10 protein-coding genes and 2 pseudogenes are annotated in these 15,007 nt (G+C 52.8%); 3 read left to right on the top strand and 9 right to left on the bottom strand.

Translation table 11 applies throughout. The features are described from left to right. The first annotated feature begins 135 nt into the window (after positions 1–135). Positions 136–2,004: a choice-of-anchor I family protein gene (locus tag WKJ03_RS13395; RefSeq protein WP_337842723.1), complete on the top strand. Its 1,869-nt coding sequence runs from the start codon at positions 136–138 to the stop codon at positions 2,002–2,004. Positions 2,005–2,044: 40 nt separating this feature from the next. On the opposite strand, the gene WKJ03_RS13390 is transcribed toward WKJ03_RS13395, so the two are convergent. Then, positions 2,045–2,353, bottom strand: coding sequence for a hypothetical protein (locus tag WKJ03_RS13390; protein ID WP_337842722.1), 309 nt, complete (start codon positions 2,351–2,353; stop codon positions 2,045–2,047). A gap of 272 nt (positions 2,354–2,625) precedes the next feature. On the opposite strand from WKJ03_RS13390, the pseudogene WKJ03_RS13385 reads away from it, so the two are divergent. Together WKJ03_RS13385 and WKJ03_RS13380 are read left to right on the top strand one after the other, a co-directional pair. Further along, positions 2,626–2,757 (top strand): annotated as a pseudogene (locus WKJ03_RS13385) (DUF1328 family protein); the annotation flags it as partial. Positions 2,758–2,800: 43 nt separating this feature from the next. Then, the gene (locus WKJ03_RS13380; RefSeq protein ID WP_337842721.1) at positions 2,801–3,157 is read left to right on the top strand and encodes a hypothetical protein; all 357 of its coding nucleotides are present in this window, start codon (positions 2,801–2,803) and stop codon (positions 3,155–3,157) included. 66 nt (positions 3,158–3,223) lie between these two features. On the opposite strand, the gene WKJ03_RS13375 is transcribed toward WKJ03_RS13380, so the two are convergent. The 8 genes and pseudogenes from WKJ03_RS13375 to WKJ03_RS13340 all read right to left on the bottom strand — a co-directional run bounded on the left by WKJ03_RS13375 (position 3,224) and on the right by WKJ03_RS13340 (position 15,003). Then, positions 3,224–4,696 carry a phosphoesterase gene (locus WKJ03_RS13375; RefSeq protein WP_337842811.1) on the bottom strand — a complete coding sequence of 491 codons (1,473 nt, stop codon included), beginning with the start codon at positions 4,694–4,696 and terminating at the stop codon, positions 3,224–3,226. 177 nt (positions 4,697–4,873) lie between these two features. Beyond that, positions 4,874–7,576, bottom strand: a complete 2,703-nt coding sequence (locus tag WKJ03_RS13370; RefSeq protein ID WP_337842720.1) for a TonB-dependent receptor — start codon at positions 7,574–7,576, stop codon at positions 4,874–4,876. Between the two features lie 233 nt (positions 7,577–7,809). Continuing rightward, positions 7,810–8,211, bottom strand: a pseudogene (locus WKJ03_RS13365) (FKBP-type peptidyl-prolyl cis-trans isomerase); the annotation flags it as partial. A gap of 179 nt (positions 8,212–8,390) precedes the next feature. Beyond that, positions 8,391–11,372, bottom strand: a complete 2,982-nt coding sequence (locus WKJ03_RS13360; RefSeq protein WP_337842719.1) for a TonB-dependent receptor — start codon at positions 11,370–11,372, stop codon at positions 8,391–8,393. Between the two features lie 15 nt (positions 11,373–11,387). After that, complete coding sequence (locus WKJ03_RS13355) at positions 11,388–12,347, bottom strand: FecR domain-containing protein (RefSeq protein ID WP_337842718.1); 960 nt, start codon at positions 12,345–12,347, stop codon at positions 11,388–11,390. Between the two features lie 9 nt (positions 12,348–12,356). Beyond that, entirely contained in the window at positions 12,357–12,845 is a 489-nt protein-coding gene (locus WKJ03_RS13350; RefSeq protein WP_337842717.1) for a sigma-70 family RNA polymerase sigma factor, read from the bottom strand. Positions 12,846–13,117: 272 nt separating this feature from the next. Next, a complete protein-coding gene (locus tag WKJ03_RS13345; RefSeq protein WP_337842716.1) occupies positions 13,118–13,516 on the bottom strand; it encodes a hypothetical protein in 399 nt (132 codons plus the stop codon). A 302-nt stretch (positions 13,517–13,818) separates the two neighbouring features. Next, positions 13,819–15,003, bottom strand: a complete 1,185-nt coding sequence (locus WKJ03_RS13340; RefSeq protein ID WP_337842715.1) for an NAD(P)/FAD-dependent oxidoreductase — start codon at positions 15,001–15,003, stop codon at positions 13,819–13,821. Positions 15,004–15,007 lie beyond the last annotated feature (4 nt).

Below are 15,007 nucleotides of genomic sequence, written 5' to 3'. Positions count from 1 at the left end.
TCCATACGCCGCCATAGCACTGCGCAAAGGACAACGGGTCACCAAGTTGTCATCAAGTTGCCATTTTTTCGCCATAAATACGCCATACCCTGAAGTTTTATAATGAATTTCAATTACTTCAGGAGCTTACTCGCGATGTTAAAACGTACCTTGATGACAATTTCCCTGCTGGCGGCATTAAGCGGCTGTGCGCTGGACGGTGACGATGGTGCCACAGGCGCTACAGGCCCTGCAGGCAGCAATGGCCAGGACGGAGCGGATGGCGCCGACGGTTCCAATGGTCAGGATGGCAAAGATTCGCCACGGGATTTAAGCCTGGAAGTGGTTGGCCGTTTTAACACTGGGATTTATGGCCGCGCGGCCGCAGAAATTGTGCAGTTCCATAAAAGCTCCGCTTCTGTGTTTGCCGTTAACGCGGCGGAAAATAAAATTGAAGTCATTCAGCTGACCAATCTGCCGACTGCTGGTGTAGGCAATGGTATTACCGACAACAGCTTAACCTCTGTGCCTTTTACCTTTCCAACCTCTGTCACAGTAAAAGACAGCCTGGGCAATGATAAGACCCTGGCCTTAGGCGGCGCCAACTCCATTGCTATTCATAACGACTTATTGGCCATAGCGGTGCAGGCTCCAAATAAAACCGACAACGGCGCTGTGTTGTTTTACAGCTTAAGTGCCACAGGTGCCGGTACTTTTGTCAAAGCGGTGGAAGCAGGTGCGCTGCCAGATATGCTGACCTTTACGCCGGATGGCAGCAAAGTAGTGGTCGCCAATGAAGGTGAACCCGATACCGATTATCTGGTGGACCCGGAAGGCAGTATTTCGGTGATTGCCCTCACCAATGGGGTACCGGCTGATCGCGCCAGCAGCATCAATCTGACCAGCAATATGGTGTTCAGCTCTGGCCTGCTCAAAGCAGCTGACTACGACACTGACGCCGAGCGCCGTGCACTGCTGAGCAAAGCCGGGGTGAAATTTGCTGGCCCTGCCGGCACCACTGTGGCGCAGGATTTAGAACCTGAGTACATCACAGTGTCTGCCGACGGCAAAACCGCCTGGGTCTCCATACAGGAAGCCAACGCCATAGGCCTGATTGACCTGGAAAAAGGCACTATTGAAGTCAAAGCGCTGGGCTTTAAAGACTGGGGTACTACGCCAATCGACTACACCAACGAAGACAAACAACCGGCCATGCGGACTCTGCCAGGCCTGTATGGTATGTACCAGCCGGATACGCTGGCGTCTTACCAGTGGCAAGGCGCTACTTTTGTCGTGTCTGCCAACGAAGGCGATTCAAGGGATTGGGAAGCCTATTCAGAAGATATCCGTGTGGCTGATGTGATCAGCACCAGCAAACTGAACAAAAGCTTCACCCCGGCGTTGCAGGCGTTGTACGACGAAACCGGCGGCAAAAACGGTTTAGGCCGCCTGAAAGTAACAGCAGCCCTGGTCGACCCGGACAATGACGGTGTGGTGGACAAACTCTATGCCTACGGTGCCCGCTCTTTCTCTATTTGGGATCAGAAAGGCAACCTGGTGTTTGATTCAGGCTCTGACTTTGAACGTATTGGCGCTGCGGTACTGGGCAATGACTTTAACAATGCGCACACCGAAAACAGTGGCGACAACCGCTCTGACGACAAAGGCGGTGAGCCGGAAGCTGTGGATGTAGGCACCATCAATGGCCGTACTTACGCCTTTGTGGCGCAGGAGCGCACCAGCGATCTCTTTGTGTACGACGTGACCAACCCCTTCAAAACCAGCTTTGTCACTCATTATGTGAACCGTGACTTTGACACTGAGTTTGAAATGGACGATGAACTGGCCAACCCGTGCGATACGGCCGAAGGCATGGATTGTACAGAAGTGCCACAAACCGGCGATTTAGGCCCGGAAAGTGTCAAGTTTGTCTCGGCCAGCAACAGCCCGAATGGCAACCCGCTGCTGATTATTGGCAACGAAGTGTCCGGTTCTGTCACTGTGTATCAGGTGACTGAGCTGTAATTTCCTGTTGGGGTCAGAGTATGACTCTGACCCCAACACTTTAATCGTCCGGTCCCAGCGTGGTCATCACCAGATGCTTACGCATCTCTTTCAGTACTACGCCTTTTTTCAGCATCAGGCCACTGAATTTTTTCTGCCATGCCAATAACTCTGGTTGCGCCTGTTCCAAAGCCGCATCATCACTGAACTGTAAACGAACCAATAAAGAGCCGGGGAAAGCTTCATATTCCAGACTGAACCAGCATTGCACCAGGCCGGCTAATTCCGCCAACGCCTGTTGCTCCAGACTGGTCACCGCCGCCATCACGGCCGCTTGTTGTTTTTGCTGCACCACAGAGAGTTTTTTCATAAGTATTCAGAGCAACGATCAGAAGCGGCCAGTGTACCCCAGAGCAGCGCTTTGGGTTAACCCCGGTTTGCCCCAAGCGGTGCAAGTCTTACATTGTTCAGGTAAATTTTACTGCTTCAGTCCCACTCCGCTTCAGTGAGTATTCAGCCAGAACTGACATAATCTCCTATAGATCAGCATGTTAAATGCTTGTTTTTTAGCCTGGCATAAGTTTCGCTTCAGGACAAAGGTCCAGTTCATTGTGCCGGGGCACTAAGGAACCTGTCTGTGAGAGCATGTTGGGGCAAGGCGGCATCGCGGGTACAGCCGCCTGGATAGCCAAGCTGATCTTTGTCATAGTTGTGGTGTTGCTGCTGATTTCATTGCTCAGCGGTGCACTGCGGGGAAAAACACCAAAACTTTAACACCGGGCGCAGAGGCCCGGGCCAAAACGAAGAGGACCAGAAGATGATGAAAGCAAAGAAGCACTTGCCCTTGTTGTTAGCCGCTGCATTGGCCACCCTGACTGCCGCCTGCAGTGATGACAGTGCCAAACAAGCCGAAGAAAAAGCAGAAGAACTGAAAACGCAACTGGCAGAAAAAGCCGAGCAGGCTGAAGACAAGGCCGCAGAGCTCAAAGCCGACCTGACAGAAAAAGCGGAACAGGCCAGTGATGCCGCCGCTGAGCTGAAAGATGACCTGGTGGAAAAAGCCGAAGACGCTGGCGACAAAGCGGAAGAAACAGTGGAAGCGGCAGCACAGAAGCTGGAAGAAGCCTGTGAAGACCTGAAAGAGAAAGCCGACAGCAAAGATAAAAATTGCTGAGAAGTGGCTGGTCACTTCAAAGGGCAGCTCAGGCTGCCCTTTTGTTTGCAATTCACTGGCTTGCGGCTAATTTTTGCCAGCCTCCACGTGAATAAACACCGGGTTGCTGTAAAACCATAAGTCCAGCCAGGGGTTTTCACCTTTGGCATCTGGCTCTGGTTCCAGCTCGTTTTTATTGTTGGTACCCCGTAAACGCACATACTGGCTGCTGCTGACCTTGCCAAGCGGTAGCTCAAACTGGCTGTAACCGTCTTTGCCGCTCCAGTCGGCTGAGTAAAAACGTTTGGCGACTTTGGTATCCGGTGCTTCGTCGCTGTTACGATTATTCACCGGCCCTGTGATCCCCCCCTGGATCACGTCCACCCGCTGCACTTGTGGGTTAAAACCACCACCGTTATTGCTGTTGGGATCGCGAAAACGCACGCGCAAAACCAGCTCATCTTGTGGTGTTACGGTTAGCGTCTGGCCTGCCGTCGCAGTTTTAGTGGAGTTTTTAACAAGCACGTCAACAAAAAGCGCATCTATTAAATCGCCTGTGGTAACAAACACCTGACCGGCTTTGAGTGCTGCAAAAATACTGTCGTAGTTTTTATCGGCCCAGACATAAGTTTTGGCGTATTGACCAGGCCAGAAGTCGGCCCAGCCGTCAGTGTAATGGCCATGGCTGTCGGAGACGCCTGTGACCCACCACTTCCGGCCTTCGCTGAGTAAACTATCCCAAACCCCAGCTAAACGGGCCGTCATCTGGTCGTAACCACCCAGAGTCGGGTAATCCGGGTATTCACCACGAATGGCGGTTGGGTCCTGGCTGCCATCCGGATTTAAGGTCGCCGCCTGATGGCCTTCGGCGCCTGTCATACCTATCACCACATCAGGTGCTGTGTCCTGCCAGTCGCGTAATTGCGCTGGTGTGACTTTATTGTACTGGCGAAACCCCGTGGCTAAACGCGCCGGGTGATTCACCAGCAGCAAAGGTTTATCCGGCAATGCATTCATGGCTGCTAAGGCCTGCAGCATAAAGGCATCTTCGGCTTTTTCCGGCCCGGGCGGCACGCCCTGACGGCCGTTGTAGCGGCTTTCGATTTGATACAGCTGCTCTGCTTCGGTGGGTTTGTGCGGCATAATCAAACTGGCATGGCGACCACCTGGGCTATGGCCCGGCACATCAAATTCCATACCGTAAAATTGCAAAATCTGCGGTAAAGCTTTACGGGAAGCGACAAGTTCAGGGTACGCCTGCTCCAGCGCCAGCTTAGCGCGATTGGGCCCACCGTGGTCGGTGATCACCATCCAGCTTAAGCCGTAATGTGCAGCCATTTGCGCGTTCAGCGGAATCGAATATTTGGCGTCACCACCTAAAATAGGGGCTGGCGGAAACACTGAATTATCCCATGTCACACTGTAATGCGTATGCACATGGTGATCACCGGCCAGCCAGCTTTTGCCTTGTTCGGCCTTCTTTTCAGACTGAACTTGTTGGCACGACAGCAGAAAAATGGCGATACCGGCCACACCTAACGACTTTTTGTTCACGACCATAGCTCTCACGTACGACACCTTTCTCAGAGAAACACCTTAGGGTTAGGGCTCGCCCCACCCGTCTCAAATTGAAGCCAAAATCATTGATGGTGCAGCAAGGCCAGCCGTAGGGGCGGGGCTTGCCCCGCCCGTCTCGAATGTAAGCCAAAACCGCAGCTTCAAGTACGAAGGCGACCGTTAGAACTGCACTGTTACACCTGCCATATACGTCCTCCCACTAAAAGTGGTGTTATAGGCTCTGTCGCTGGAGTCACTGTACAACTCATCCCGCACATTGGTCAGGTTTATCGCTTCCAGGTTCAGTTTGATGTTGTCGCTGAAGCGATAAAAGGCAGAGAAATCCAGGTTTGTACTGGCATGGTAACCCCGCTCATCGTCGTCAATCGAGCCACTTTCCACTGCGGTGATGTAATCACTGCGGTAAGCTGCCGCCACACGGGCGCCCCATTGTTCAGTTTCGTAATACAGCGTGAAGTTGTAGCTCTGTTTGGATAAACCAGGGAAAGCTTTGATTTGATCTTCGCCTGAGTTTTCCACGTTCCGATACAAAGTCTTACCGTCTGCCCAGGTGTAGTTGGCAATCACCCCTAAGTTGTTAAAAGGCGCTGGCAGGAAATCCAGATCCCGCTGCATCGCCAGTTCAAAGCCTTTGATAGTGGACGAATCGGAGTTTTGTGGTGAGGACACATTAAAAATGTCATCCACTGTTTTGCCTGCAGGCAACAACTGCGCTGGCAAGCCCAGTTCGCTGTACACAATCTGCTGGGTTTCAGTCACGATAAAGTTATCAATGTCTTTGTAAAACAAGGCCGCCGACAACAGGCCTACGTCTTCAAAATACCATTCCAGCGCTGTATCCAGGTTGTCCGATTCAAAAGGTTGCAGATGCGGGTTCCCCACAGAAATCTGGCCTATGTCATTTTCACCCAAGGAGGTTTGGCTGACATTGGCTGAAAAGGCCATAGCGCCTAAGGAAGGACGGGTCATGTTTTTACTCAGGCCAGTACGCCAAATCATATCTTCAGCGAATTCGTAGGCAATATTCAGGCTTGGCAAATAGTCTGAATAATCGCGCACCATTTCGGTTGGAATGCCTTTGGACAAGCCCTTGGACGTTAACTCTGTGGTGAAGTAACGCACGCCTATATTGGCACGCAGCGGCATACCGGCCACATCGTATTCAGTGTCGTACACCAGATAAGCCGCCTGAGTTTCTTCGGCTAAATCATAAGCCGAACTTTCCACTGTGTAGGCCTCAGTTAAGGCAAAATCGGTCAGGCCATAAAAGGCCTGCAAGGCGGCCATATCACCTTCCAGCCAGCTGACATCAGGATGGCCGTTAAACAGCTGCACCTGCTCTGCGGTTAAGGTTTTTACACCCTGATTGAGTGGCGTGGCTTTATTGGTGGGGAAATCCTGCGCCACCCGCTCAAAACCTGAGTTGGTGAACTTTTTATAGTTGGCACCAAATTTCAGGCTGGAGCTGTCGGTTAAACCGTAGTCAAAATCCAGTTTGGCGTTGTCAAAGTCGGAGTAAATAAAGTTCGACTGAAAGTACAAATCTTTGACTGTGTAACCCTCCAGAGCGGCCACATCAAAACTGGGCGAGTAGCTGTGACCATAGAACGAATCTTGGGTGAAATCAGTAATAATATTCACTTTTTTACTGGCTTCAATATTCAGTTTATTCACACGCGGCTGCTCGTAGTCGGAGGAACTGTGACCGACCATAGCACTCATTTTCAAATTGTCGCTCAGGGTCCAGTCGGCCGTTAAGCTGATTTGATTAAACACCGACTCGTTGTAATCCTGCCGGTGCTCATTGCGCCAGGTGGCATTTTTATAGTCGGCATACACCACTTCTTTGCTGCCGTTGTTGTCGCGCCAGACCAGACTGTTCACAGTGGAGTTATCTTTGACTGCCATATGATGCTCAGACAGCTGGTTTTCCAGTTTGCCGTGCATCAAATCCAGCACCAGGCTGAAGTCTGTGCTGGGTTTGTACTGCAACGCCGCCGTCACCCCTAAACGGTTTTGCTCATTTTCCCACACCGAATAACGGTGACCACGCGGAAACCATAACTCGCCCGAATTCAGCAGCGCCTGCAATTCAGTATTGCTGGCATCGGCGGCTTTTTTGCCGGTTTCACGGCGCCAGCGGGTGGTGTTGGTACCGTATTCGTTAGTGGCTCTGTCGCTGTAGGCTACAGACAGCAGCGCGCCAAAATCCGACCAGGTATTGGATAACAAAGCCGCGATACGAGGGTCTGTGCTGTCGGTATTGGTATTAGTACCAAGTTGAGCAGAGACAGCGGCCTGAGCACCATCGTAATCAAAAGGTTTGGCTGTACGTAAATCAACAGTACCAGCGATGCCCCCTTCTTCCTGATCGGCAGAAAAGGATTTTTTCACATCAATCTGGTTAAACAGCTCAGAGGCAAAAATATTAAAGTCAAAAGCCCGGGTACGGGACACCCCACCGCGCGCATCCATTGGCGAGGACGAAGTGCCTAAAGCTTCCATACCGTTCACCTGAACCCGGGTAAAATCAGGGCCTAACCCACGCAAAGAAATCTGCCGGCCTTCCCCCCCTTCACGGGTAATAGTGACACCAGGCACACGTTGTAAGGAGTCGGCCAGGTTCAGATCAGGAAAGTCAGCGATGTCTTCCGCCACTATCGAATCCTGCGCGATCATGGCTTCACGCTTTAAGTCTTTGGCTTTGATAATGGAACTGCGAAAGCCTTTCACTTCAATCACTTCTGTTTCTGCGGCTGCGGGGTCTGCAGCAGCTTGCGCCAGAACGGCAGAGCTGTAAAAAGCCGGCAGTGCAGCCAGCACGGCCAGAGCCAGATGACTCTTGCGAAGATTCGTCTTCATCATTAATCCATTCTTCCTGGTTAGTTAAGCTGATTTAGTCAATCTGCCAGGCGTAAATGCGCGGCAGTCCCCCTAAAGAGCAACCAGCAGGGATTTATGGACAAAAAAATTTATGAAGGTTTTTTTACGGTGATTGGGGTGGAGTCAAATTGCACAGGCCACAACTGAAACAGAACTCTCAAGGCCGCAGCCAGGGCCTTGAGAGAGGCGGGTTTCAGGCCCGCCCCACTGAGTTATTGGATCTCAAACAATTCCACATCAAAAATCAGGGTGGAGCCAGGCGGGATTTTACCTGCGCTGCGGTTGCCGTAACCCAGATTGGATGGGATATAAAAACGGAATTTATCGCCCGTTTTCATTAACTGCACCCCTTCGGTCCAGCCGGGAATCACCCGGTTTAGCGGGAAAGAAATAGTTTCTCCACGCTCGACAGAGGAGTCGAATACTGTGCCGTCGATCAAGGTGCCGTGGTAATGCACCCGCACTGTGCTGCTGGCTGTTGGATGGCTGTCGCCGTTGCCACTGTGCAACACTTCATACTGCAGGCCTGAAGCTGTGGTTTTGACGCCGTCTTTTTTCGCGTTTTCCGCTAAAAAGGCACTGCCTTTTTCCTGGTTCAGCGCGGCGGCTTTTTGGTTGTTGCTGCTGTTGTAGAAGTAAAAAGCGATACAGGCAATAACGAGGATAATTAACGCAATTTTCATAGTGGGTCCGGTTCTTAACAAAATAAAGGCCATCTTAGGGCGCTTGCCGCTTTTGGTCAAAACCTGAAGCCAGAACGCGCAAGGCTGCAGCTTCAAGTACGAGGCGTGACTTAAAACTCCGCCGTCAGCCCAATCATATAAGTGCGGCCACTGAAAGTAGTGTTGTAGGCTCTGTCACTGGAGTCACTGTAGGATTCATCCCGCAGATTGGTCAGGTTCATCCCTTCGATATTCAGTTTCAGCTGGTCACTGAGCCGGTAAAAGGCAGAGAAGTCCAGCGTAGTGCTGGCATGGTAACCCCGTTCGTCATCATCGGCCGAGCCGCTCTCCACTGCAGTGATATAACGGCTGCGGTGCGCTGCCGAGACCCTGGCTCCCCACTGCGCCGATTCGTAATAGAGCGTAACGTTGTAGCTTTGTTTCGATAATCCTGGCAAGGCTTTGATTTCATCTTTGCCTGAGTTCTGCACATTGCGGTACAGGGTTTCTCCGTCCGCCCAGCTGTAATTAGCCATCAGGCCCAGCTGGTGAAATGGTGCAGGTAAAAAGTCGAAGTCCCGTTGCAGCGCCAGCTCCACCCCTTTGACGCTGGAGGAACCGGCATTTTGTGGCGATGACAGGTTAAAGATATCGTTGACGGTTTTGCCTTTGGGTAACAATTCAGCGGGCAGGCCCAGTTCGCTGTACCGCACCTGCTGCGTCCCGGTCACAATAAAGTTGTGAATGTCTTTATAAAACAGCGCCACAGACGCCAGCCCTCCCCCGGCCAGGTAATATTCCAGCGCCATATCGAGGTTATCCGCCTCAAAAGCATTCAGGTTTGGATTTCCCCGGCTCACCTGCCCATAATCCGCCTCACTCTGCGAGGTCTGGCTGACGGTGGCCGACAAGGACATATCAGTCAGCGAAGGCCGGGTGATATTCTGGCTCAGACCGGCGCGCCAAATCAGATGGTCCGTCAGTTCATAGGCCAGGTTCAGGCTTGGCAGGTAATAGTCATAACGCCGCTGCAGGCTGACCAGCTCGCTGGCCGGATACCCTTGTGAGCGCAGCTCTGTGCTGAAATAACGCAGGCCCAGGTCCATCTTCAGCACATTCCCGGCCAGCAGAGCCTGGTAGTGCGGCATCAGATAAAAGGCCTGGGTCTGTTCAGTCAGGTCGTAGGCAGAGTTTTTCATCAGGTGCTGATCCGTCAGCACAAAATGCTGCAAACCGTAAAATGACAAAATGCGGTTTAAGTCCCCCACCAGCCAGCTTTGGTCAGGATGACCGCTAAACAGTCTGACCCTGTCCGCGCTCAGCGTCTTCACCCCCTGATTCTGTGGGGTGGCGGCGTTGGCCGGAAAGTCCTGCGCCATACGCTCATAGCCTGAGTTACTGAACTTCTTATAGTTTGCGCCAAAACTCAGGGCCATCTGGTCGGTCAGCCGGTACCTCAGGTTCAGCTTCGCAGTGTCAAAATCTGAATAAATAAAGTTCGACTGAAAGTACAGATCTTTGACTCTGTAGCCGTCCAGACTGGTCAGATCAAAATCCGGCGAATAGCTGCGGCCGTAAAATGCATCCTGGGTAAAGTCGGTGATGATATTCACAGTTTTACTGGCTTCAATATTCAGCTTATTCACCCACGGCTGTTCGTAATCGGAAGCGCTGTGGCCCAGCATCCCACTCAGTTGCCAGTCGTCATTCAATCGCCAGTCGGCAGTCAGGCTCAGTTGGTTAAACACCGACTCGTTGTAATCCTGCCGGTTCTCGTTGCGCCAGCTGGCATTCTGGTAGTCGGCATAGACCACTTCTTTGTCGCCGTTGTGTTGCCGCCACACCAGGCTGTTGACTGTTGTGTTGTCTTTGACCGCCATATGGTGTTCCGACAGTTTGTTCTTCAGCGTGCCATGCATCAGGTCCAGCACCAGGCTGAAGTCATCGCCTGGTTTGTAGTGCAGTGCTGCGGTTATACCCAACCTGTTTTGGTCATTCTGCCAGACTGAATAGCGGTGGCCACGCGGGAACCACAGCTCACCTGAATCCAGCAATGCCTGCAGTTCGGTGTCGCCCGCATCGGCGGCTTTTTTACCGGTTTCGCGACGCCAGCGTGTGGTATTGCTGCCGTATTCTTTGGTGGCTCTGTTGCTGTATGCCACCGACAGCAAAGCGCCCAGATCCGCCCAGCTGTCTGACAACAGCAGAGCCAGCCGTGGGTCCGTGCTGTGGGTCAAGCTGTTGCTGCCAAGCTGAGCCGACACCACAGCCCTGGGCCCCTGATAGTCAAAAGGCCGCGCAGTGCGTAAGTTCACAGTACCGGCAATACCACCTTCGTCCTGCCTGGCCGAATACGATTTCGTCACGTCAATCTGCTGGAACAGCTCGGACGCAAAAATATTAAAGTCAAAGGCGCGCGAGCGTGACACAGCGCCACGCGAATCCATAGGCGAAGACGAGGTGCCCAGCACTTCCATGCCATTCAGCTGCACCCTGGTGAAATCAGGCCCCAACCCCCGTAAAGAAATCTGCCGGCCTTCACCGGCTTCCCGGCTAATGCTGACCCCAGGCACCCGCTGTAATGAGTCCGCCAGGTTCAAATCCGGAAAATCCGCTATGTCTTTTGCAACCAGTGAGTCCTGTACCCCCAGAGCCTGGCGCTTTAACACCAGCCGCTCTGGCCATAACAAGGGGCCGGTGCTGGCGTCGGACAGATGACCGCTGCCACGGATGGCAATGACCTCCACCTCAGGTTTTGTGGTGCTGACTGTGGTTGTCGGTGCGGCAGCTTGTGGCATCTTAGGTGTTGGTCTGGCTTTGATCAGCCAGCCCTGCGCCCTGGGCATTGCCTGCAGCGGCTGTTCGCGCAACAGCTCAGCCAGTAACTGCTCCGGCAGAAAAGGGCCCTGAATAGCCGGGGCCTGCAGGCCAGTCACTAAGGCCGGGTCAAACAACAGTGGCTGATTCACCTGGCGGGCAAACTGCAATAAAGCTGAACTCAGCGGTTGAGCGGGTAAATCAAAATGCTGCTGGGCCGGGCTGGCAGGTTCTGCCAGCACACTCAGGTTCACAGCGGCTGTCAGGGCAAAGCAGGGAGAGAGCAGCCTGAACATCTGCATCACCTGATGTCAGGGCGACCGTACCAGCCGGATCCCCTGCGGTGAGCTTTCCAGCTGCAAATCATAGGTTTGCTGCAAGGCTTGCAGGGTCTGGCTGATGTTGGCCAGCTCAAAACGGCCGGCTACCCGTAGCTGCCTCAGCTCCGGTGTGGCGCTGATTTCTGTGTTGCCCGAACGGTTCAGCCGGTGCAGCAGGTAGGCCAATGACTCGTTTTCAATTTCAATCCAGCCAGAACGCCAGTCCACCAGCTGCTGCAGGTCCACTTTGCGCACCTCTGACAACTGCTGGTTACTGATGCGCACCTGCTCACCTGCTTTGAGCAACAAATTAGGGCCGGCCGCACTGGCTTGCACCTGCACTGCGCCTTCATACACAGTGATGTCGATTAAATCCGGGTCCTGATCGATAGTAAATTCGGTGCCAACAGCCACCACACTGGCCTGCCCAAGCCGCACTTCAAAAGGCCGTTGCTGGTCTTTTTCCACCGAAAAATAAGCCGCTCCCAGCCCCTGCACTACCTGACGCCTGGCGGAGCTGAAATTGACGGTCAGCTGGGTGTCGGGGGCCATCTCCAGCACAGAACCATCCGCCAGTTGCTGCTGAGCACTTTCGGCTTTGGCGGTACGCAGCTCATAAGGTGTGACAGCCGGTTGCCGGGCCAGGCTCCAATAACCACCGGCCAGCAGCACCATAACAAAAGCGGCCGCAGTGGCCAGGCCGAACTGTGACCAGGCCGCTTGCAGGCGGCCCGGACTGCGGGATGGGTAACGGGCCAACACCAGGTTTAAGGCCGGGTCGTTCCAGGTTTCTACCATCGCAACCAGTACAGTTCTGTGTTTAGGATCTGCGCCCAGCCAATGGCTGAAACGTCTTTTGCTCAGGCTGTCCAGTTCACCCGCTGAGAGTTTTTCCAGCCATGCGGCGGCCTGCTCATAGATGTCCTGCTCTGTTCGTTGGTAATCAGTCAAGTCTGCTACTCATCTGCGGTGTTGATCAATCAGGCGCTGGATATCTGCCAATGCCCTGCTGACATGTTTCGACACTGCATCATCACTAATCTGCATCAATCTGGCAATTTCGCTGCGGCTTTTGCCTTCCATCCGGTACAGCACAAAAGCCTGCCGCCGCTGTGAAGGCATCTGTTGCAGCGCCTGTTCCAGCAAGGCCAGTGTTTGTTGGGAGCTGACCTGCTCCTCCGGGTTGGCGCTCTGGCAGACCAGTTCATCAACAGATTCTGCCGCCGTGGTTTTCAGCCGCATCAGCATATGGCGGGCCACGGTAAAAGCATAAGCCAGCGGATTCTGAATAGGCCGCTGCCGCGCCTGCTCCAGCACCCTGGTAATGGATTCCTGAAAAATATCGGCAGCATCGGCCCTGCTGGCATGCCGCTCCAGATAACGCGCCAGAGACCCGGAGTTCTCCAACTCCTGGTTCGGCTGAGGCTCCGGCTTTTCTGCAGTAGACATAAAGGCTCTGATTTTCCAGTGTTCGCCATACCTTAGCTGAGGCGTATGACAATAGTTTTACAATCAACCATGCCTTTTTAGGAAACAACTTAAAATAGCGGCAGGCCACCACAGCTGCTGTAAGATGGCAGACCCTAAAGCCAGAAGCGCTGTCTGAAAACCGTTACCAAGAACGATTGGGAAGTGTCTAATTTATTGGTGGCGATTCATTCAACCATTTGGGTAACGAATCCTTAGTAAATCATTCCTAAAAGAATTAACGCACTATAGCGTTAACCTTTGTTTTGTAAGTTAGATAATAATTCCGACATGGCTTTGTCTGGCCATAAGTAGTCTTTTAGCCCTTTTATGGTACATGGCCTGTGGCTTAACTCGGCGCTGTAACGGTAAGGGCTAATATCTGACACGGCTGTGTTGGCATAACCAAGGCCGTAATCAATGTCTTGCGCTATTTGGTTCATTGTACCCTGCACCGAGCGGTTACGTTCGGTGTCGAACTGTAACTGTGCCAAATACTGCGTGGCGGTTTCGACCAGCTCGTGCGGTAAACCGCTTTTAAGCAAGCTGTTGATAAACACATCTTCAAAATGCCATTGCAGCTTGGCAAAGTCTGACTTTGTTAAACAGGGAATAAACACGGCGTAGCGCGTGGCGTCATGCACGGCGATCACGCATTGTCTGCGTTGGATTGTGATGAGGTTAGCGTGCCAGTTTAGCCACTTTGCCTGTAAGCCAATACTTGTTTGCATCGGTGCAATTATTGAGGTGTTAACAGGTAACTTTGTATACAGCTTTTTAGTGCAATGGAAGATCACTCATTACCTCTTTCATAACCCAGTGCAGTAGCAAGAATTTGCGCGTGAGCCAGCATAAAGTGGTTCTTTTAGCAAAGCTGATGCACTGCTTCTGTATCGCCTTCGCGAAATCTGTTCGCACAATTCAGAATCTGTTCGCTGTAATTAAGTCTTGTCAATTAGCAATACTGCCCGGCTACCCAACCTGAGGCCCAGGCCCACTGGAAGTTATAGCCTCCCAGCCAGCCGGTGACGTCCACCACTTCGCCGATAAAATACAGGCCGGCTTGTTTTTTTGCTTCCATGGTTTTGGACGATAACTCGTTGGTGTCAACGCCGCCTAAAGTCACTTCGGCGGTGCGGTAGCCTTCGGTGCCGTTGGGTTTAAACACATAATGAGTCAGGCTGTCAGCCAGCTTCTGCAGTGCTTTGCCCTGCAAGGCTTTGATTGGCTGATTGTGAAAAACTTTTAGTTCCAGCAGCTTTTCCACCAGCCGTTTTGGCAGCAGACGCGACAAAATGGTTTTTAACTCCTGCTCCGGATGCTTTTGTTGCTGCTCCTGCAAAAAGGCATGCAGGTCCTGTTGCGGTGCCAGGTTAATAATCAGGTCATCACCGGGTTGCCAGAAACTGGAAATTTGCAGAATAGCCGGGCCACTTAAACCGCGGTGGGTAAACAGCATATCTTCCGGGAATACGACATCGTTGGCTTCAGCGGTCACCGGCAGCGACACGCCGCTGATTTCTTCAAACACCGCCTTATCGGCCGGTTGCCAGGTCAGCGGTACTAAACCGGCCCGCACCGGCAATACATTCAGGCCAAACTGTTCCGCCAGCTGAAAACCAAAGGCGGTGGCACCTAAATTGGGCAGGCTCAGGCCGCCGGTCGCCACCACCAGGCTCTGACAGCGGCGCGACACTGCAGCCGTGTTCAGCTGATACCCACCTTGTTCCAACGCCTGCACTGCCGTGATGTCCTGCTGCAGCGCAATCTGCACCCCGGCTTTGTCACACTCCTGTTGCAGCATATCGACAATGTCTTTGGCGCTGTCGTCACAAAACAGCTGACCCAGGGTTTTCTCGTGGTAAGCAATACCGTATTGCTGCACCAGCGCAATAAAGTCCCATTGGGTGTAACGGCTTAACGCCGATTTACAAAAATGCGGGTTACTGGACAGGTAATTGGCCGGGCTGGCATAGATATTGGTGAAGTTACAACGGCCACCACCCGACATCAGGATTTTGCGGCCTATGCGTTTGCCGTTGTCCAGCACCAGGGTTTTACGGCCACGCTTGGCCGCTTCAATGGCACAAAATAAACCGGCCGCCCCTGCGCCCAGCACAATCACATCAAATTCCTGCACCACT

It is taken from the genome of Rheinheimera sp., from assembly GCF_037442525.1.
Classification (GTDB): domain Bacteria; phylum Pseudomonadota; class Gammaproteobacteria; order Enterobacterales; family Alteromonadaceae; genus Pararheinheimera.
The sequence above is the reverse complement of the archived record's forward strand: the minus strand, read 5'-3'. Positions and strand labels throughout refer to the sequence as shown.